The organism is Nocardioides sp. JQ2195, assembly GCF_012272695.1.
Lineage (GTDB): Bacteria > Actinomycetota > Actinomycetes > Propionibacteriales > Nocardioidaceae > Nocardioides.
The window spans coordinates 2,164,904-2,186,431 of the sequence record NZ_CP050902.1 but is presented as its reverse complement, the minus strand read 5'-3'; the positions used below and the strand labels follow the sequence as shown (position 1 = coordinate 2,186,431).

The following is a 21,528-nucleotide window of genomic DNA, read 5'->3' as shown; positions in this document are numbered from 1 at the left end:
TCGACCGAAGGAAGACGATGGGTGTACTGGCAGCACTGATGAAGACCGGTGTCGAGCACCAGCATTGGGCGAAGAGGGTCGCGATCGACGCCGTAATGAGGCGATTTCTCGCTCTGAACGATGAAGTAGGTCGATGATCAGCAGCTTCGGTTCTAGTTTGAGAATCTAGGCTCGACCGGTGAACTGGATGGCCGCCCGAATGTCACGCCCAAGCGCCATGACGCGATCACATTGGCCACGGAGTGTCCCCCAAGACCTAGCGCCGACTTACGAAGTTCCGCGATTGCGCCCAGTGCCTAGGGACCCGGGAAGATCACGCCCGGTTCAACCGTGACGGCGCTGTGATCGTCTGCTGACCTTGGATTGGCTCGGGAGGACTCTCAGTCTGCACGGAATCTCGCGGAGCGAAGCCATCACTCAACGTGGATTCATGGATGCGTGTTGAACTCTGCCCGGCCGGCCCGTGCGGACCACCCTCGGTACTGCATGGAAATCGAAGCGTCGGATAATCTCGTTAGGCGTTAGTCCATTTCCGCGATGGGGACAGACTCTGATGACCATCTGCTCTACGTCGGCATACGCGCGGGCTCCACACACGTGGTGCTGTCGCCCCACTCCTCGAATGGTTATGGGTGCGTGTTTGCCTATTGTCGTGCGAGTGCACCTCGCTGGTACTCACGATACGGGCCCGTGGGCACGCGGCAATTGGGGGTGACGTCGGCATGGCCGTAGTAGGGTGTCAGTCGACAGCCGGGCCCATTGAGCCGCGCCGCCAAGTTTGCGAGTTCGCGTCTCTGGGCCCGAAGGGCAGGCAGTTGCGAGAACCCCCGGTCGACGCGCTGAACTAGACCTTCAAAGTTGCATGCATGCGCACCCGGTGAAGCGAGCGAAAGAGCGTCTGCAAATCGGTGGGTCGACTCGAGGCCCCCGTCACGGAGTCTAGTCCGCTCCATGAGACTCGAGCGCGGCTGGCGTTACGGAGCCTGAATTTCGCGTTCTGTCGAATAGTATTGACTTTTTGACGGGTTGGGCAGAGGCACATCCGCGCCGCATTGACGAGACTCTGAGCATGAAACCGCCGCCGTTCGACTATCTCCGCGCGACAAGTCTGGATGAAGTCTGGGATGCGCTGGACAGTGACGACGACGTGAAGGTCATCGCCGGTGGTCAGAGTTTGGTACCCCTGCTAAGTCTGCGATTTGCCTCGCCTTCCCTACTCGTCGATATCACTGCTCTGGACGAGCTAGGGGGCATTAGCACCGACGGCGACGTACTCCGGGTCGGTGCCCTCAGCCGTCACGTACAGGTTGAAAAGCATCCTCTCATCCTTGATCGAACGCCGCTACTGGCTCGTGCTGCCTCCTGGGTGGCACACGCGCAGATTCGAAACCGCGGCACATTCGGAGGGTCCGTTGCGCACAGCGATTCGGCGGCCGAGTTCCCAGCAGCCTTGTTGGCGCTCGACGCCACCATGATCGTGCGTTCACGTGCGGGGGAGCGCAGGGTTCGAGCCGCTGACTTCTTCCATGCGTACTTTACGACCGCGCTTACTCCCACCGAACTGCTTACAGCTGTCGAGGTTCCAATCGCTCGCTCAGGTTCTTCATGGGGCTTCGAGGAGTTTGCTCGTCGGAGGGGGGACTACGCCATCGGTGGCGCCGCTGTGTACGTCGAGCGGGATCCGGACGACACGTGTCGAGTTGTTCGCGCCGGCCTGCTCGCCGCAGGGCCTGCTCCTTGCCTCGCACCGAGGTTGGAGGACGTATTGGTTGGCAACGTCGTCGACGCCGGGAGGATCAATGATGCCGTTCGGTCTGCAATGGCCCGGGTGAACCCTGGCGAAAACGTTCACGGTGCGTCGGAATACCGCCGAGATGTCATCGGGGAGATGTTACGCCGCGCGCTGGCGTCGGCCTTCAATTTGGAAGAGGTTGCATGAAGACTCGCATCATCGCGAACGGCACGGCATACGAACGTGACGTGGAGCCTCGTCGGCTCCTATCCGACTTCATTCGACAGGACCTAGGGCTCACCGGCACCAACATCGGGTGTGAGCATGGCGTTTGCGGGAGTTGTACGGTCCTCCTAGACGGCGATCCGGTGCGGTCTTGCACCACTCTCGCCGTCCAGGTAGACGGACAACGCGTCACAACGGTCGAGGGCCTAGCCGATGGGACAGAGCTGAATGGTCTCCAGGAGGCCTTCAAGGCATGTCATGGTCTGCAGTGTGGGTTCTGCACTCCGGGCTTCTTGATGACGTTGCTGCCCATCTATAACGAGGCCAAGCGGCTGACTCGTGAGGAGATCCGTGAAGTCATCTCGGGAAATCTCTGTCGCTGTACCGGGTACCAGCAGATCGTTGAAGCGGTGGAACTCGCGCTCAACGAGGCGGCAGAACTCGCGGAAACACCACCCGAGGAGGGTTTAGGTCGGGTGCCGCAGGAGAGCGAGAGTTCAAGGGACGGGAGTCCATGACGCCCCTGAACCCGTGGGGCGCGCCGACGGTGACAAACCGTCGTCCACGCGCTGCTTGCACGTGTGGTGCCAACCCCAAAGCCTGCAGCTCGGCGATGGTTCAGCGTGGCTGGGCGGGAAATCGACACCGTGCCCAACATCAACTCGGCAGCAAATCATAAGACCGTAGATCGATCCGGGTCATGTGGTGACCTGGCTCTAGGAAGACAGAAGGACGGAAAAACATGACTCTAATCAATGCTGAGGTAGCCCCTGAACAGGAAAGGCTCAACTGGGGTCGCTTGCTTATGGATGGCATACCTTACGCGGATCTCACCGCCGCTCTTGAGCGAGGCGAAGACGTATCTTGGTTCGATCACTGGATGAAGACGGCCGCGGACTACGAGAAAGAAGCGCAGCGTGCAGTTGACGCTGGCCACCGTCATACTGCTGGTGAGCTGTTCGTGACGGCCTCCCTTTGTGCGCAGTACGCCCAATACCTATGGTTTGGGGAGGATCGCGCCGCAGGTCAACAGCGTAAGGTCGATCTATATCTCAAGGCGGCCCCATACCTTGATCCGCCTGCCGTCCGATTCGACTTGCCAATCGACGACGTCTCTGTTCCTGGGTACCTCCGTGTGCCGGATGGTAAAGGGCCGTGGCCCTGCGCGGTCCTGATCGGTGGGTTGGAATCGACTAAGGAGGAGAGCTATCGGTTCGAGGAGTTGTTGCTCGCCCGTGGTGTTGCCATTGCGACTTTCGATGGACCAGGGCAAGGCGAAATGCTTGCAGGTACCGCCGCCTGCGGTGACTTTGAGCGCTATACATCCCGCGTGGTCGATTTCCTCATTGAGGACTCCCGACTGGATGCGAACCGTTTGGCGGTGGTTGGCCGTAGCGCTGGCGGGCACTACGCGTTGCGTAGTGCCAGCTTGGACAGCCGATTCGTAGCTTGCGTTTCGTGGGGGGGGTATGTGAACTTCGAAAATTGGGAAGGCCGAGCACCACTGGCCAAGGAATCGTGGCGTTATGTGAGCAAGTCCGCGAATATGGACGAGGCCCGAATTTTCGTCGAGGAATGCTTGGATGTTCGTCCCGTGCTGGCTGAACTGCGTGTACCCACGTACTTCCAACAAGGTGCACTGGATTTTGTCCCTGTGTCTCAAGTTGAAACCTTGAAGAAGCACGCCATCAATGCCGATCTCACGGTTGTCGTCGAGCCCGCGGGTGACCACTGCTGCCATAACCTCGGCCCCCGGCCCCGGCTGGAGATGGTCGATTGGGTCGCAGATCAATTGCGCACGGGAGGCAGCGACCAGTGAGAGCGGTCGCCAGCCCAGATCGGCCGTCGGGTTCGTTGGAGTTGGACAATATCCAAGAACGCCGAGAACGTGTCTACCCAGGCGGGCTTGGTCGCACCAGTGCGTATCTCGGTCGGCCAGCCCCCACGCTAGTTAGGGGCAGTGGATATTACGTCTGGGATAGCGAAGGCGTTCAGAAGATCGATCTCAACAACAACTTCACGACGCTACTGCACGGGCATGCACATCCCGAGGTCACCGCTGCCGCAACGCGGGCATTGGAGGCAGGCGCCTGTTTTGGGTTGCCGAACCCCAAAGAGGTGGCACATGCAGAGTCTTTGCTAAGCAGAGTGCCGTGGTGCGATCAAGTTCGTTATACGAACTCCGGCACCGAAGCAGTGATGACCGCAGTCCGCATGGCGCGAGCGCTCACAAGACGAGACCGAGTACTCGGACTCAGTTCGAGTTATCATGGGACGGGCGAGGCACTACTACCCATGCAGGGCACAATTGCTGGTGTGCCGCAGGGAGTAACGGACGATGTTCTACTCGTCGCTCCCAATGACGCAGACGAACTGAGAGCAATGTTCAGCCTGCATGGCGGCGAGATCGCTGCGATCGTGCTCGATATGATGCCGATGAATGCTGGTGGCCGGCCCCTCAACCCTCAATTCGTTGCGACTGCAGCAACGCTCGCGCGACAGCATGGAGCACTCGTAATTGTTGATGAGGTCATCTCGTTCCGTCTGCATGTTCAAGGTTTCGCGAATGCGGTCTACGACCTCTACCCGGATTTGCTGGTCACGGGCAAATCAATCGGCGGGGGTCTCCCCATGGGTGCGATTCTCGGACGGCGTGATGTCATGACGATCCTTGATTCGTCCAAGCCAGGCGCTCTTTTTCATGGCGGTACGTTCACTGGTAACCCAGTTTCAATGTCTGCTGGTCTCGTCGCGATGAACCTGTTTCATGCTGACGAGGTCGGACGCCTCAACGAACTCGGAGAACGGCTGCGTGCCGGACTGACCGAGGGCGGCCAGGTGTCTGGCTGGACGGCGAACGGCTACGGATCGGTCGTGCGCCTAAACTCGCGCGACCAAAATCCTGCCCGGCGCATGAGGGACTTGTTCTGGATCGCATTTGAGGAAGGAATCGCACTGGCTCCAAGCGGGACTCTGTGTGTATCCACGCCGATGAATGACGAGGTCATCGACACACTCATTGAGCGACTCGCTTGCTGCTTCCACAAGATCGATTCCGGCGCATGACTCAGTGAACGGTCGGCCGAGACAGGTCGCCTATCAGGTCCCAGAGTTCTTCGGGACGCTCGATGAGTTGAACGGGAGTGACTGGCCTATGCTGAGGGTCGTGGAAGTTGAACATGGAGTGGGTGCAGTCGTCTCGGCGATCCGAGCGGTGCTTGGCGACTTGGTGATTTTCATCCAAGCTCGGCTGCGCGAGGAGGTCCCCGAATTCTATGTTATCGATGATCCGGCGTTGGCAGGCACCGAAATGGAGACCGTTCCGTCGTCTCTGGAGGCCATCCTCCAAGGGCTGACAGACCAGTTAGACGTAGAGGACGCCGTACCAGGGGCCATGCTGAAGCAGGCTCGTCTTGCCGCCCAAGCCAATGTCAGTCTGCACGCGCTGGTTCGCAAGCAGCGGGTGGCCCAAGCAGCAATGTGGGACGCAGTTCTGGATGCGGCCCAGCGGGCAGTGTCTGACGATGAGCTCCGCGGCGCGGCACTGCGCAGGATTAGTCAATACCACTTTGCTTGGAACGACCATGTCGTTGCGGCACTGATCGAGGAATATGAGGCTGAGCATCGGCTCTTTTTTATGCAGCGATCGGACCGCAAGAAGCGTGCGTTGGTCAATGCGGTCTTGGCGGGATCCCCCCCAGATGAACAAGCTCTTGGGTATCCGATGGATGGCCGACATCTAGCAGTGGTTGCGTGGGGGGAGAAGCCGGAGGCGGCCATCAGGGCCGTTGCATCGAGGCTCGATGCGAAGTGTTTGGTGGTTTCGGGCACCGACAACGCGTATTTTGGATGGTTGCGCCGCGCCACACGCTCGCCCAGGTCCGATGACTCCCTTGCCTCGGTGGAGTTGCCGTCGTCCACGCAGATTGCGTGCGGCCAATATGGCAATGACGTTTCGGGGTTCAGGACCAGCCATAGGCAGGCTGGATTGGCCTATCGGGTGGCCAAGTTGGGGTCTCAGAACGTGACCTGGTACCGGGACGTTTCGTTGGAGGCGTTGGTGCTGCGCGACGTGCCGGCTGCCAAAGAATTCGTTCGTCAGGAGTTGGGGAGTTTGCTTGATGGCTCTGCGAGGTCTCGAACCCTCTTGGAGACCATTAAGGCCTATTACGCTCTCGGGCAGAATGCTGCTGCAACCGGAGTTCGCCTAAAGGTCAATGAGCGGACCGTCGCGTATCGGCTCAAAACCGTGGAGGGTGCGCTCGGCAGCACAGTGCTAGAACGGCGAGATGAGATCGCAGTGGCATTACGGATTGTCGCAATGTTGGAGTCACAAAACGACTGATCTTTACTGCCACCAGGGGAGTGGTCGTGGAGGGGGCGAATACGGTCAGCAAGAGTTGACGCGACTTTCCGCTTTGTCCGTGGTATGGGAAACCCCGCCCGACGGTTCGTGACCTTTGGGAAGACCGAAGCCTCGATTCCGATCGTTGAGTCTAAATCTGTGTTTCCGTATTCCGACAAAGCGAGTCTCCATCCTTCGGGAGATGAAGATGCCCAACTGACCGAACCCCACGAGACTGGGTCTTTCACGCCATCCGTTCGTCGAGGGGGGCAGCGTCGGCCCGGCCTCGCGAAGAGCCAGAAGGTCCAGCCAACGAGTGCGTCAAGTTCCCTGATTCCTTGGGAGATCGATTCCTGCACCACAATTTCGTTCCGTGCCGCTTGATATTCGCGTGCCGAATCACGTCGTTTGATGCGTGTGTTGCAGCGATTCAGGCCGGTCGCCGGGTGGGTGATGCCGGAGACAAAAAGGAGATCTAGGAAGAAAATGAGCACCAAACTTTTGATGGCAACATATGCTGACATCACTGCGGAAGCGGAGGATGCCTTTCGCGAGTGGCGGGTGGATGTGCAACTCCCATCATTGCGTGCAGCTCCGGGCGTATCTAGCGCCTCCTGGCTCGAGAGCAAAGATGGCCAACCACGCTTCCTTTTGCTTTGCCAACTGGAGGACGAGTCGGTTGCCCAGAGCACTCCCGTGCGTGATGCGCTCGATTGGGGACTTTGGACGCGCGCGTTGCGTGGTTGGCATCGTCGGACCTACCGACCAATCTTCGCAATGGGGTCCGCGGACGTGGAAGGTGCATATGTGCTGACCGTGCGTGCCGACGTTGAGCCTGAGGCTGAGGTAGCTTTCAATGAGTGGTACAACACCACGCATCTCCCTGAGGTGCTTGAATGCCCTGGTTTTGTCGCTGCCGCTCGGTACGAGTGCATTGAGGGTGAACCCCAGTTTCTTTCCGTGTACCAGTTAGACCGGCCGGATGCGTTGGAAACGCCAGAGATGGACAAGGTCTACGGTTTCGGGCCGTTGACGCCGCACATCCGCGGCGAGCACGGCAGAATCTACGGTCGCCGAACAGGTGAGGTGGAAGTGTGAATATCGTGCCCGAAGTCGGTCCGTTTAGTCCCGCGGTGGTGCAAGCAGAGGAGATTGCTCGGGGACGGGTCTCCGCTTCAGAACTTGTGTCCATGTATCGGCAGCGGATCGACCGGTTCAATGATGACTTGAACGCCTACTGCCTGACTACCATTGAGCTTGCCGAGCTAGGGGCTGCCGAGACGAGGGTCGGGCCATTGTCAGGGCCACTGGCCGGGGTGTCAGTCTCGATTAAGGACCTCGCGCCCATGGCTGGCTATCCATTCACCCGTGGGTCGCGCGCGTTTCGGGACGATATCGCGGGCGAGGACGCCTTCGCCGTGACCCAGTTGAAACAGGCAGGGTGTCTCATTCTCGGCAAGACAACGACAGCCGAGCTCGGTGGTCGTCCGGTCACTGACTATGGACTCCACGGCGCTGCTCGCAACCCGTGGAACATTGATCACACGGCTGGCGGATCCAGTGGTGGCGCCGCTGCTGCGGTCGCTGCGGGCCTCTGTGGAATTAGCCATGGCAGCGACGGGGGCGGCTCGGTTCGTATTCCAGCGGCGTGTTGTGGAGTGGTGGGAATGAAGCCGTCGAGGGGGCGTATCTCTTTGGGGCCAACCTCCGGTGCTGGGTGGGGCGGACTCTTGACTGACGGGGTGCTCTCTCGGTCTGTCGCGGACGCTGCGGCTGGGCTGGATGCCATGGCCGGCCACCTGCCCGGCGATCCTTACTGGGCTGCCCCCGCAGCAGAGCCATACTTGGAAGCGACGCGCAGAGGCCCTGGTCAGTTGCGCATCGCATTTACCAGCGACGCCGAGGTTCCAGTTGACGCGGAGATCGCCAGCCGCGTGCGCGATATTGCGACTCTGTGCGAGGAGATGGGCCACCAAGTGGTGGAGCGTGGCCCGCGGACTCAGGCGCTTCGCGAACTTCAGATAGTCGTGTTCGCCGCGGCCATGGCTGCTCAGCCGGTCACGGATCGCTCGCTACTAGACCCGGCTAACGCGATCGCCGCCGAGTTCGGTGATGGCCTCTCGGCTGCGGATTACGTGCGCGCCATGGATGGACTTCACGCTGAGAGTCGCGCGGTGATCTCGTTCTGGGACGATTGCGATGTCCTGATTACCCCGACATTTCCTCAAACGGCACCCCGGATCGGGGAAATGGGGCTCGATCCGGCGACGGCGGGCCGTGAGCATCTCGATTGGCTCAGTTTTACCTACCCGGCTAATTGCACTGGTCAGCCGGCAATTAGCCTCCCGCTGGCTGTTCATTCCAATGGGCTCCCAATCGGGATACAACTCGTGGGACCACCACAGGGTGAGGCCGTGATTCTTGCATTGAGCGCGCAACTCGAGGCGGCACAGCCTTGGGCACTTCGGCCGCTCACGGACTGGGACTGACTGAGCCGAAGGATTGCCCCGGGGTAGTTGTCTGGGTGCGGTGGTGGCGCGTGTCCGTTCAGCGCTGGGTAGTTCGCCGCGCCGCGAAAGTACCACGAGAGCGCGTGCAGCGCCGCCGTGGCAGACCGATTGAGAACGACGATGGTGCTGCGTGCCCTTGATGTATGGCCATCAGTCAGTGCCGATAAGTCCTTGACTCCGATCCCGGTACGGTGGTTGTCGCGATTTCTAGGTTCCTGAGATTGGAGAGAAGTCGTACACATAGCAGGAGCACCAGTCGGATGCGGCTTGATACGGTCTTCGGAATGCGGATATCCGATCCACGAAGCCTTCATTCAAGGGATACGACCGTCCCTGGTTTGGCGCAATACTGTTCATGTGAACAGCCCTACAGCACCTTCTGCTGCGACAAGAGCCTCTCAAGGCCGACAGGATCCAGGACATGGCACCCACGTGGGGAGCAGCACTCCGCGACGTGAGGATGACAGGCTGGTGCGCGGTCAAGGGGCTTTTGTGGGGAACATTGATGCTTCCAATCAGCTTTGGATGCGCATCGTGCGATCCACCGTCGCTCACGCGACGATTGAGTCCGTCGACGTACGGGATGCGAAGCGCATGCCTGGTGTGGCACTCATTCTCACGGCGGATGACATCGAAGGTCTAGCGACCGTACCTATCAAGAATGTGGGCTACCACCGCATAATTCCCGGTCTTGAGGAGTATGGGCATCCGGTACTAGCCGCCTCGAAGGTCCTCTATGTCGGCCAACCGGTGGTGGCAGTCTTCGCCGATGACCCCTATCGGGCGGAGGACGCTGCAGAGAAGGTACTTGTCGAGTACGCCGAATGCCCACCGATCCTTGACTCGGTCGAAGCAGCCGAGAACAGCACTCGACTGCACCCGCGCGGCAACGTATCGGCAACGTTCGTCAAGGAATACGGAGATGTGGACCGAGTGTTCGCAGAGGCGCCACACCACTTCCGCTCAGAATTCCGAATCGGCCGGCAAAGCGGTGTGCCCATGGAGATGCGCGGTTGTTTGGTGCAACCGGTACGCGGTCATGATGAGCTTGAGTTCTGGGGTGTGGTCCACGCCCACAATAGCCGTCGTGTTCTGGCGGATGCCCTCCAGATGCCTGTGAGTGCTATCCACATGCGTCACACAGATTTCGGCGGCAATTTCGGTGTTCGAGGCGGAGTATTTCCTGAGTATGTGGCGGCGGCCGTCGCAGCGCGTCGTCTCCAGCGGCCCGTCAAGTGGCTGGAGGATCGGCTCGAGCACATGGTCTCGATCTCCCATGCGCGCGAACAGGTACACCGTATCGAAGGAGCTTTCGACGATCAGGGTCGTTTGCTCGGGCTTAGGGACGAGATTTGGCACAACAATGGCGCCTTCTTGCGCCAATCGGAGCCGCTGATTACGGACATCACGGCTGGAATGGTCGCTGGCCCTTACAAAGTTCCCGCTTACCGGGCCACTGCCCATGCAGTGATGACCAACAAGACGCCGCTCTCCGCATATCGTGCTCCGGGCCGGTTCGAGGTCACCTTCGCGCGTGAGCGATTGCTCGACGTCGCTGCCCAAGAGCTCCAAGTGGATCCCCTCGACATACGGCTGAAGAACGTGTTGTCTAGCGACGACCTCCCCTGGGAACCAGGAATGGATATTGTCTTTGAAGGATTCCGTTTCGATTCAGGTGATGTTCGGGACCATCTGGAGAAGGCCCTCGTTGCCGCCAACTTCGAAGCATGGCGGACCGAAGCCGCAGAGCTTCGAGCTTCTGGGCGATTGGTCGGAACCGGTATGGGGGTGCTTATGGATAAGGCGGGCTTGGGGATATATGAGACTGCGTCCGTGGATGTGGATCCGTCAGGACGCATTCGCGTACTGACGGGGGCTTCATCGGTTGGGCAAGGCATCGAAACTGTGATTGCACAGATCGTCGCGGATGAACTTGGCAACGAGCCGGAGGAGATTGACGTCTTCCACGGTGATACGGATCAACTGAGTGACGGCGTCGGCTCTTGGTCGAGCCGCTCCACGGTGCTCGCCGGAGGCGCTGCAAAGAACGCAGCTCGAGGAATCATCAAGAAGGCCCTTCGCGTAAGCGCCACCCTGCTGGGAGTGCCTCTGGAAGACCTGCGGTTCGAGGCCGGTCGTGTGCAAACAGTGCTAAAACCCGTGCGTTCGCTGAGGCTGTCGGAGATCGCCCGACTCTGGGACGGACCGAGCGCCCGGCGTGTAGGCGACGATCCGGGGTTGAGCGTTTCCGGAGTCTATCGGGATGAGCACATGAACTATCCGTACGGGATTACACTCATACAACTCGAGGTTGATCCGACGACTGGTGGTCACAAAATTCTGCGTCTCTTCACTAGCGCCGAGGCAGGGAGGATTATCAATCCGATGACTACCCGCGGGCAGATTATTGGCGCTGCAGCCCAGGGAATCGGAGGAGCCCTGTTCGAGGAGTTCAGATATGACTCGGCCGGGCAGCCGCTCGCAACTTCCTTCATGGACTATCTGCTACCGGATGCGCAAGGTATTCCAGATGTTGATGTATTTGTGACGGAAGACGCGCCGACTCCTGATAATCCGTTTGGAGCCAAGGGGATGGGTGAAGTCGGGCTCATTGCTATGGGCGCTGCTGTGGCGGGTGCCATTGATGATGCCTTGGGGAACGGTGTTCGAATTTCCCGGGTGCCCGTCCATCCTGAGGACATTTATGAACTGGCAACGGCAGCACGCAGCCGAGGGCAATTGGGTGAATCCACTGAGGTCAAGTAGAGGCCCCACGCTGAGCGGGATCGCCAGGTGCTTCCAGGGTCAGGTCCTGAACTGCGGTCAATCGATTAATGCGATAAGAGGACACCATCGTCGACGAAGGTGCTCGGGCCGGACTCGACTAGACGGTATGGAGTGACCGCTCCGAGCTTCTGAGGGGCTGCGAGGCCGGGGCCTCGCTCCACACATGTTCGTGGGATACCGAGCAGTGGCGCCTGTTCGGCCTATCCGACAGTTGTGGGAAGCGCCGGTGTTTACAGAAGATACGAGTGCTGGGCTCGACGTGCACGCACTATCCGTTGCAGCAGCAGCGATCGACGGCGTCACAGGCGAGCTGTTCCAGGCGAAACTGACACCGTCACATGAGCACATCTGAGGGTGGCTCGCTGACCTGCCGGGCTCGGTGGCGGTGACGTATGAGGCTGGCCCGACCGGGTGCGACCTGTATCGGACGTTGACGGCGCCGGGATATGGTGGGTGGTCGCTCCGCCGTCGAAACTTCAGCATCCGTCGGGTGAGCGGGTCTAAGGACGCGGTCTAGGCCAGACTGTTGCGGTTGGATGAGAGCACCGCGGTGGCGATTCCCAGGGTCGACCGGGAAGGCGCCCGTGATCTGGTCCGGCACGTGAGGACTGTTTTGGTCTAGTGTGTCCCAGGTTCCGCGTAGTCGAGATTCATGCGATTCTCATGCCACGGTGATGATGCGGTTGCGTTCGAACTCTATGGGGGTGAGCCATCCGAGTTGGCTGTGACGGCGCTTCCGGTTGTGCCAGATCTCGAGGTACTCGAGCATCGCGGTGCTCAGTTCGATTCGGGTGTTCCACTTCTACCGGTCGAGCAGCTCGACCTGCATCCGCGACCAGAAGCTTTCGATCATGGAGTTGTCGTAGCACTCGCCGATGCTGCCCATCGACGCGAGCAGCCCGGACTCCTTCGCACGTCGCGTGAAGGCCCAGGAACCGAATTGAACGCCCTGGTCCGAGTGGATGATCGTCCCGGGTTCCGGCCGCTTCCCGAGCCGAGCATCGATCGCCATCCCCAGCGCGTTCGTGACCAGCGCTGCCGTCGGCGATGCGTCGATGGACCAGCCGACGACGCGACGGGAGTAGGTGTCGAGCACGACGCAGCAGTAGACCTTCCCTTCGCGAGTCGGATGTTCGGTGATGTCGGTGACCCACAACTGGTTAGGGCCGCTCCGCGTGACGTCGCGCTCGACGAGATCGGTCGCGATGGTGTCCGGCTTGATCCGCCGCCACTTCTTGCGCCGGCTGATGACCTGCAGACCCGCGCGTTGCATCAATAACTCGACCTGACCGTGGCCAACCTGGACACCTCGGCCGATGGTGAGCTCGGCGTGGACCCTGCGAGCGCCGTAGATCCCGTGGCACTCGGCGTGGATCTGGGTGATCAGGTCGGTCAGCATCGAGTGCCGCACTGACCGCTCCGACGGCGCACGCTTCCCACTCTCGTAGAAGCCGGCCTCAGACACGGCCAGCACCCGACGCGACCTGAACAGACAAGCCCTCCGCGGCGATCACCTCGACCGCCACGTTCCGCCTTTTGGGCTGGCCTCCTCCTTCAGCACGTCGACAGCGCGGCGAGCGACCTTCAGCTCGGTCTCGAGTTCAGCGATCCGCTTCCTCGCAGCCAACAGTTCGCCCTTCTCAGCCTTCGTCAGGCCGCACTGAACTCCACGGTCGATGCGATCCTTGGCGTCGCCAATTGCAGATAGTCTGCTCGCTGACATCGAGATCGTGCGCGACGCTGGCAACAGTCCTTCCCTCGGCGAGCAAGTCGAGAACCCTGCGCCGGAACTCCGCCGGATAGCCCGGTCGTCCCATCTGAACCGCCTGGTGTCAGGCACCAGAATCCAGAAACCCAGACGCCGTAAAACCCGGGACACACCACAGCCTCTACTGAAGCCGGGGCGGTTCAGGCAAGGACGTCTCCCGTCGCCGGTCTCCGGTGGGCAGATGCGCATGCGTCGGAGGAACGCAAGAGTTGGCGACATGGACAAAGGAACCGTTTCGGGGCCTTGTTTCATAAAGGTGTCTAGTGATGGGGGGCACATGCGGGGTCCTACTTTCAGTTCACGGTCCTTTTCTCGGACGGATCGCAGACGCTCTAGGTGGGCTTCTTCCTTGGGGTGCAGCGGCGGTCCGTGGGGCCGGTCGATTCGGTTTTCGATGTTGGGAGTTTGGGATGCGCCGATTGACGAGTAGGTCATCCGGGGCACGTCGCCCTGTGGTGGCTGTGCTGGCTGTGTTGATGTTGGTCGTGCTTGCTGGGTGCGGAAAGGCAGAGGGCACGGCGGATGCGGGGGCGCTACAAAAGGGGACGCCGGAGGCACGAAAGGCTGTTCTGGAGACTTCGGTGAGCAATGCGAAGCCGGTCAAGTTGGCTTGGTTCACACCCACGAGCCAGAACGACTACCTATCAGCTCTCGGCGTAGGCATCGAGGCCGCGGCCAAGGCTCGCAATGCAACGGTCACCACGTTTGATGCTGGGTTCGACGAGCAGAAGCAGTACGCACAGATTCAGGATGCCATCGCGACTGGCAAGTTCGATGCCTTCCTTGTCACTCCGGTTGACGCCTCCGGAGTCGTTCCTGCCATCGCGGAGGCTGCTGAGGCGGGCATCAAGGTGGTCTGCGGCGGCGGATACCCATGCGGCGATGACTTTGCCAGTAAGATCTCGAATGCTGAGGGTGTGGTCGCCCAGACGGCAATTCCCGAGGCATCCTTGGGCAAGAGCACGGGGCAGCTGATCGTGGAGGCTTGCGAAGGTAAGGATCCGTGTGAGGTAGCGCAGTTGCCGGGCGCAATGATCCCCGCGGAGGAGGCACTCTTCGACGGGGTGAAGCAGGTTCTTTCCTCCCACCCTGAGATCGAGATCGTGGCACGCGTGGAAGCCGGTTACCTTGCTGCGCCGGCTCAGGCTGCGACGCAGGACATCTTGCAGTCGAACCCGGACCTCGACGTCGTGGCTGCTTCGAGCGATGCGATGGCTGCGGGGATCGAGCTGGCTGTGAAGGCGGCGGGAGTTGAGGACCAGGTGAAGATCATCGGCCTGGCTGGGGGACAGCGGGGCCTGGCGAAGGTCCGCAGCGGAACTTGGTTCGGCACGGTGATGATGTACCCCTTCGATGAAGGCATGTATCTGGTGGACCAAGCGGTTCGCGCGGTGCGCTCGCAACGGTTCAGGGCTGGCATCAACCCGGCTGAGGAGTTGGCCTGGCCCATGGTGTTCACCAAAGAGAACAGCGCGGAGTTCGGAGACTATTCCGGACAGTGGGCTGGCTGAGACCCCCACACCTTCAGACATCTAACTTGAGCCGGGAAACCCGGCGGATTTGGGCCGGGAATCGGCCAGGAAAGAGTTTGCTATGCGATTCGCAGTTGACACTGGTGGAACTTTCACTGATCTCGTGATTGAGGATGACGACGGCACGCTGCAGGTCTACAAGTCGTCGACGACTCCGGACGACCCTGTGGAAGGTGTGCTGAATGTTCTCTCGGTTGCCGCTGAGGCTCGTGGAGTTGAACGGTCAGAACTCCTGGCTGGTGATGGTTTGTTCATCCATGGAACGACGAGGGCCATCAATGCGATCTTGACTGGCGGTACGGCCAGGACTGCGTTGCTTGCAAGTGAAGGACATCCGGACACTCTGTTGTTTCGGGAGGGGGGACGGACTGACCCGTTCAACTACACCAAGGCCTACCCGGAGCCGTACATTCCGCGGTCGTTGACTTACGAGGTTCCGGGGCGTATTGGCTCCGCAGGTGAGGTCGTGCGTGAGTTTGATGAAGCTGCAGTTGTTGCGCACATCGGCGTGCTCAAGTCGATGCAGGTCGAGGCGGTGGCAGTGTGTCTGCTGTGGTCGACGCTGAATCCTGCTCACGAACTGCGGGTCGGTGAGTTGCTCGATGAGCACCTGCCGGGTGTTCCTTATACGTTGTCGCACCAGCTGAACCCGATTTTGCGCGAGTACCGGCGTGCTTCGTCCACGGCGATCGATGCTTCGCTCAAACCGCTGATGCAGGAGTACTTGGGGAGTCTTGAACGACGTCTTCGTGAAGCAGGTTTCGATGGGCGGGTGTTGATTCTTACTTCGAATGCGGGTGTGTTGGATGCATCGTTTGTGGCTGAGCAGCCGATTCACTCGATCAATTCCGGTCCCTCGATGGCTCCGGTGGCGGGCCGTCACTACGCGCTTGTTGATGCAGACGCCGACACTGCAATTGTGGCTGACACCGGTGGCACGACATATGACGTGAGCCTGGTCCGTAAGGGCAGGATTCCGACCACTAGTGAGACGTGGATCGGCGAGCCGTTCTTCGGACACATGACTGGGTTTCCCAGTGTTGATGTGAAGAGCGTGGGGGCCGGCGGCGGCAGTATCGCCTGGGTTGACGAGGGTGGGCTGCTCCGGGTGGGGCCCCAGAGTGCGGGTGCGAAGCCGGGACCGGTTGCTTATGGTCGCGGAGGTACGCAGCCCACCGTTACTGACGCGAGCCTTGTCCTTGGCTACATCGACCCGGCGTACTTCTTGGGTGGGAAGATGAAGCTCGACATCGATGCGGCTCGGGTGGCGATTGAGGAACATGTCGCATCGCCTTTGGGGCTGAGTGTCGAGGACGCTGCCTCAGCCATCATGACGCTGGTCACTGAGGGGATGGTTACGGCCATCGAGGAGATCACTCTGAACCAGGGAGTTGATCCCGCCAAGGCAGTGCTGGTCGGTGGGGGCGGTGGCGCGGGTTTGAACTCTGTGGCTATTGCTGCACGACTCGGCGCTGAACGTGTGGTCATCCCTGAGACGGGTGCGACGCTGAGTGCGGCCGGGGCGCTGATGAGTGACCTGAAGGCTGAGTACGCCATGACCCTGATCACGAACACGGGAGTGTTCGACTTTGAGAGCGCGAACGCTGCTCTGGCCGAGCTCGAGGGCCGGTGCCGACAGTTCGCCAGCACGGTGGGAACAGCCGATGAGTCAGTTCACATTGAGTTCGCGCTGGAGGCAAACTATCCGCAGCAGGTCTGGGAGTTGCAGGTTCCTCTTGCCGGTGATCGGATCGAGAACGAGAACGATCTGCAGTCGTTCCGCGACGATTTCCATGCCCTTCATCTCGACGTTTTCTCGGTCAACCAGGAGGAGGCCGAGATTGAGGTGATTGGTATCCGCGCGGTCGTGCGCTGTCGACTTCGTGAGGACAGCGTTGGGCGGGTTCCGAGGAACCCTGGCAATGCGACTTCCGGGATTCGTCGTCTCATGTATTTCCCGGAGACTGGTTACGTGGAGGCTGAGGTTTACCGGCTCGAGTCGATGCCTGTCGACGAGGTATTCCGCGGCCCAGCGGTCGTGGAATCCCCGTTCACCACCGTGGTGATCGACCCCGGTGCAACGGTGACCCGAGGAGACTCAGGGAGCCTTGTCCTGACACCTCCCAACCAGGCCGCCGATCAAGGTGATCGCAAAACGGTTTCGGTCGCCTCAGATCCTGCCCAACTTGCTGTCCTCACCAACCGAATGCAGGCCGTGGTGAGATCGATGCAGAACACGCTCTTCAGGACAGCACGATCGGGGTTGATCAACACTGGTCGCGACTTTTCCTGTTGTTTGGTCACGGGTGGTGACGAACTCCTTGCTGCGGCCGAGAGTCTTCCCATCCATGTGCTCGCCGGTCCCGACCTGAGTGCACAACGGATGAAGGAACTGCACCCCGAGCTTCACGCCGGCGACGTCTTTCTCCACAATTCACCGTACGCCGGGAACTCGCATGCGGCCGATCATTCCCTCATCGCCCCGGTCATCGACGCGGATGGGATCCACCGGTTCACTGTCGTGGTCAAGGCTCACCTGGCAGACTGCGGTAACGCCATCCCAACTACCTACAATTCGGTTGCGCGTGACGTCTACAACGAGGGTGCACTGATCTTCGATTGCGTGAAGGTCGAGGACAGGTACAACCGCGTCGACGACGTGTTGAGGATGTGCCGGCTGCGACTGCGAGCACCCGAGATGTGGTGGGGCGACTATCTGGCCATGATGGGTGCGGTGCGTACCGCTGAGCGCGAACTGCTCGGACTCGGCGAGGAATATGGCTGGGACGTCCTGGAGGAGTACGTCGATGCGTGGTTCGACTACAGCGAGGACAGGATGGATCGGGCGATCAGGGCGTTGCCTGCTGGGAAGGCGAGCGGGAACACTGCATACGACCCGTTGCCAGTCCCCGGACTGGAAGCCGGCGTTCCCATCAACGCCAAGGTCGAGGTGCGATCCGGTGAAGGAATGATCGCGATCGACCTCACCGAGAACCCCGACTGTGTCCCCGCCGGAGTCAACACCACTGAAGCCACCGCCCTCACCGGCGCGATGATGGGCGTATTCAACAGCATCGGTCCCGGCGTCCCCACGAATGGCGGCAGCTTCCGTCGACTTGACATCACCCTGCGCGAAAACTGTGTCGCGGGAATCCCACGGCACCCGGTCAGCTGCTCATCAGCGACCACCGGGATCCCGGAACGGATCATGAGCGCTGTGCAACAGGCCATCGCCGAGTTGGCTGACGGTTCCGGTATGGCCGCCTCTGGAGCATGCTTGTCCCCATCGAACGCCATCGTGTCGGGAACCGATCCACGTCATGACACCCCCTTCGTTGACATGCCGTGCCTTGGAGCTACCGGCGGCCCCGGAAACCCATGGGCCGACGGCTGGCTCTCCTACGCCGGGGGCTGCGCAGGCATGAACGCATGGGAAAGCATCGAGTTGGCAGAAATACTCCGTCCGATGCGCATCGAGACTTCACGGCTGCTTCCTGATACCGAGGGCGCCGGCCAATTCCGGGGGAGTAACTCTGTCCTGGTGGAATTCACCCCCGTCGACACCTCGATGGAATGTTCGGTGACCACGGACAACACGGTGTTCCCGGCGGGAGGTGCACGTGATGGGCTGCCCGGCGCTGCTGGCTGGGCAGGGGTTCGTGACACGGACGGACAAGAGAAGCAGGTGAGTGGCTACGCGCACCTGGTCCTGTCACCAGGGGAGCGACTCATCTCTAAGTCCAGTGCTGGCGGAGGCTACGGATCGCCACACCAACGCGACCCCGAACAGGTCCGTCACGACGTCGTCGAGGGATACATCTCGAAGAACAGGGCCGCAAGCATCTACGGCGTCATCGTCAACCCCGACGGCACCATTGACACGACACCACGAACCACTCAGATACAACTCTCGAAATAGAACCTGAGTAATCGGTAGTCACGTTAAAAACGACGATTGCCGTTCTGCTCTGTCCAACTATTCGCTGAAGCTTCCAGACGTGGGGTCCCTTCAAGCGCGGCTTGATGGGACAGGGCATGGCGCACCCGTGAGTGCGAGTGCTCGGTCAATAGAGGGTGACCGCGCCCCACATCAGGTGAGAGTCCGATGGCGCAATTCAGAGGTGAGCAAATTGAGCGAGGAACGAGAAGAGAGCGCCAAACGAACGACTACCGCGACACACTGGGGACTCTACGATGTCACTACACGAGAGGGCCAGATCGTTGATATCGATCCAGTCGCGGATGACCCCGAGCCGTCGCCTATCGGCTCCGGAATAGTCGCAGCGATGCGGTCGAACGCCCGGATCAAGCGCCCCGCAGTTCGCAGAGGATGGCTCGAGGGGCGAAACCGCGAGGGGAACTACCGTCGAGGTGCCGACGAGTTTGTTGAATTGTCTTGGGACGAGACGCTCGATCTGGTCGCAGGGGCGCTATCAGAGCAGCGAGACCGGCATGGCGATGACTCTGTCTTCGGTGGCTCATATGGCTGGGGGAGTTCTGGTCGTTTCCATCACGCGCAGAGTCAGATCCACCGATTCCTTGCAATGGCTGGGGGCTATACGGGTTCTCTAAATAGCTACAGTTGCGCGGCAATGGAGGTAATTCTCCCGCACGTCATTGGTGGCTCAGGATTTAGCATTTTGGGTCGAACGCCTAGATGGGAGGAGATCGCGACAAATTGCGAACTGGTTGTCGCATTTGGCGGCATACCGGTCAAGAACCGACAAGTTAATGACGGTGGCACGGGTCTTCATCGAACGGATGCTTATCTGCAGAGTTGTCGCGACGCCGGAGTGCGATTCGTTAACATTTCGCCTATCCGGGATGACATGTCCGTCCTAGTCGGAGCAGAATGGTTTCCATTGAGACCAAACACGGACGTCGCGCTCATGATGGCAATGGCTCATACACTGATCATCGAAGGCCTGCATGATCGTGAGTTTTTGGATACGCGGTGCGTAGGATTTGAGCCTCTTGAAGAATATCTGATGGGACGTTCTGACGGCATAACAAAGGACGCTGAGTGGGCTGCGTCCACGTGTGAGGTTCCGAGCGAGAGTATTCGTGACCTCGCGCGTTCTATGGCCGAGCGACGGACACTCGTAACGGTAGGATGGTCTGTCCAGCGTGCAGACCATGGGGAACAGCCCTATTGGATGGCGGTTGCGTTGGCCGCGATGACCGGGTGGATGCGGGAACCTGGATGTGGCTTTGGCGTCGGTTATGGATCGATGCATGGCGTGGGTGTCGAACGCGCAAGACAGCGAATCGCCGCGCTGCCTCAACCAGAAAACCCTGTCGAGAGCGTGATTCCCGTGGCGCGGATATGCGATGCGCTGGAAAACCCCGGGAAGACGATCGACTATAATGGGAAGCGGCTAAAATTTCCTGACCTTCGCGCCATCTATTGGTGTGGCGGAAATCCGTTTCACCACCATCAAGACCTTAATCGCTTGGTAGAGGCGTGGCAGCGCCCCGATGTTATCGTCGTGAACGAATCATGGTGGACCGCCACCGCGAAGTTCGCTGATATCGTGCTCCCCGTCGCCACTTTTCTGGAGCGCAACGATTTCGCAGCTGGCTCAAACGATCCTTGGCTGTGTGCGCAACAGAAGGCGTCCGAGCCGCCAATCGGATGTCTCACTGACTATGAGGTTTTCTGTGGCCTTGCTGATCGCCTTGGGTTTGGCGATAGGTTTTCAGAGGGGCGCTCCTCCGACGAGTGGGTCAGTCACCTCTATGAGCAGACACGTGCCGCTCTCGGAGTTACGGGAGTCGACCTGCCAGACTTCGCAGAGTTTTGGCGATTGGGTCGCTTGCAACTTCCAACTCCATCTGGTTCACCTCCAGGCGACTTGGTCGCCTTCGCGCGCGATCCGTCCGCAGCTCCGCTGCAGACCCCGTCTGGAAGAATCGAACTCTTCTCGGCGACTGTGGAAGCGTTCGCTTATGACGACTGCCCTGGACATCCAGTATGGACGGAACCTGCTGAGTGGCTAGGTTCGCCAATTGCGCATACATTTCCCCTTCACCTGATCTCGAACCAGCCGAAGACGCGACTGCATAGCCAGTACGATCACGGGGCGGTGTCGCGAGCATCGAAGATCGCGGGGCGCGAGCCGATTAGAATCCATCCTCTCGACGCAAGGGCGCGTAGCATCGTCTCCGGGGAAATTGTCCGAGTATTTAACGACAGGGGTGCCTGTCTGGCCGGAGCGTTGGTCGATGACGCCGTTCGCATTGGCGTGGTGCAATTGTCAACCGGGGCCTGGTTTGATCCGATGGATCCTTCCACATCAGGAAGTTTAGAGCGCCATGGCAATCCCAACGTACTGACGCTGGACAAAGGCACTTCCAGTCTTTCTCAAGGACCAAGCGCTCACACGACACTCGTTGAAGTAGAACGCTGGAAAGGTGAGGTACCGCGCATGGCGGCCTTCGATCCGCCCACTTTCGTGTCCCGAGAGAGTGTCAATCCGGCGCCTCGCTAGACGGTATGAAGTGACCGCTCAGGGCTTGCTGAGGGGTTGCGGGCCGGGGCCTCACTCACACATGTTCGTGGGTTACCGAGCAGGGGCCGCCTGCTCGGCCTATCCGACAGTTGTGGGAGGCCCCGGTGTTTACAGAGC

12 protein-coding genes are annotated in these 21,528 nt (G+C 60.1%); 11 read left to right on the top strand and 1 reads right to left on the bottom strand.

Going from position 1 to position 21,528, the window contains the following annotated elements:
- Positions 1 to 1,069 precede the first annotated feature (1,069 nt).
- The 8 genes from ncot_RS10395 (at position 1,070) to ncot_RS10360 (ending at position 11,578) form a co-directional block, all read left to right on the top strand.
- A complete protein-coding gene (locus ncot_RS10395; RefSeq protein WP_168617545.1) occupies positions 1,070 to 1,939 on the top strand; it encodes a xanthine dehydrogenase family protein subunit M in 870 nt (289 codons plus the stop codon).
- Entirely contained in the window at positions 1,936 to 2,475 is a 540-nt protein-coding gene (locus ncot_RS10390; protein ID WP_168617544.1) for a (2Fe-2S)-binding protein, read from the top strand. The genes ncot_RS10395 and ncot_RS10390 overlap by 4 nt, the downstream gene beginning before the upstream one ends.
- A gap of 224 nt (positions 2,476 to 2,699) precedes the next feature.
- The gene (locus tag ncot_RS10385) at positions 2,700 to 3,776 is read left to right on the top strand and encodes an alpha/beta hydrolase family protein (protein WP_168617543.1); all 1,077 of its coding nucleotides are present in this window, start codon (positions 2,700 to 2,702) and stop codon (positions 3,774 to 3,776) included.
- Complete coding sequence (locus ncot_RS10380; protein WP_240937855.1) at positions 3,773 to 5,023, top strand: aminotransferase class III-fold pyridoxal phosphate-dependent enzyme; 1,251 nt, start codon at positions 3,773 to 3,775, stop codon at positions 5,021 to 5,023. The genes ncot_RS10385 and ncot_RS10380 overlap by 4 nt, the downstream gene beginning before the upstream one ends.
- A gap of 100 nt (positions 5,024 to 5,123) precedes the next feature.
- Positions 5,124 to 6,302, top strand: coding sequence for a helix-turn-helix domain-containing protein (locus tag ncot_RS10375; protein WP_168617541.1), 1,179 nt, complete (start codon positions 5,124 to 5,126; stop codon positions 6,300 to 6,302).
- Positions 6,303 to 6,788: 486 nt separating this feature from the next.
- Entirely contained in the window at positions 6,789 to 7,400 is a 612-nt protein-coding gene (locus ncot_RS19485; RefSeq protein WP_206064935.1) for a DUF4286 family protein, read from the top strand.
- Positions 7,397 to 8,791 carry an amidase gene (locus ncot_RS10365; protein ID WP_168617540.1) on the top strand — a complete coding sequence of 465 codons (1,395 nt, stop codon included), beginning with the start codon at positions 7,397 to 7,399 and terminating at the stop codon, positions 8,789 to 8,791. Before ncot_RS19485 ends, ncot_RS10365 begins: the two co-directional genes overlap by 4 nt.
- A gap of 378 nt (positions 8,792 to 9,169) precedes the next feature.
- Positions 9,170 to 11,578: a xanthine dehydrogenase family protein molybdopterin-binding subunit gene (locus ncot_RS10360; protein ID WP_168617539.1), complete on the top strand. Its 2,409-nt coding sequence runs from the start codon at positions 9,170 to 9,172 to the stop codon at positions 11,576 to 11,578.
- A gap of 823 nt (positions 11,579 to 12,401) precedes the next feature.
- Here ncot_RS10360 and ncot_RS10350 read toward each other — a convergent pair.
- Positions 12,402 to 13,073 (bottom strand): IS3 family transposase, encoded by a 672-nt coding sequence (locus tag ncot_RS10350; protein ID WP_277345709.1) that lies wholly within the window; start codon positions 13,071 to 13,073, stop codon positions 12,402 to 12,404.
- Between the two features lie 875 nt (positions 13,074 to 13,948).
- On the opposite strand from ncot_RS10350, the gene ncot_RS10340 reads away from it, so the two are divergent.
- The 3 genes from ncot_RS10340 to ncot_RS10325 all read left to right on the top strand — a co-directional run bounded on the left by ncot_RS10340 (position 13,949) and on the right by ncot_RS10325 (position 21,390).
- A complete protein-coding gene (locus ncot_RS10340; protein ID WP_168617536.1) occupies positions 13,949 to 14,878 on the top strand; it encodes a sugar ABC transporter substrate-binding protein in 930 nt (309 codons plus the stop codon).
- 82 nt (positions 14,879 to 14,960) lie between these two features.
- On the top strand, positions 14,961 to 18,818 hold the full coding sequence (locus ncot_RS19475; RefSeq protein WP_277345708.1) for a hydantoinase B/oxoprolinase family protein: 3,858 nt from the start codon (positions 14,961 to 14,963) through the stop codon (positions 18,816 to 18,818).
- 211 nt (positions 18,819 to 19,029) lie between these two features.
- Positions 19,030 to 21,390, top strand: coding sequence for a molybdopterin-dependent oxidoreductase (locus ncot_RS10325; RefSeq protein ID WP_168617535.1), 2,361 nt, complete (start codon positions 19,030 to 19,032; stop codon positions 21,388 to 21,390).
- The last annotated feature ends 138 nt before the right edge of the window (positions 21,391 to 21,528 follow it).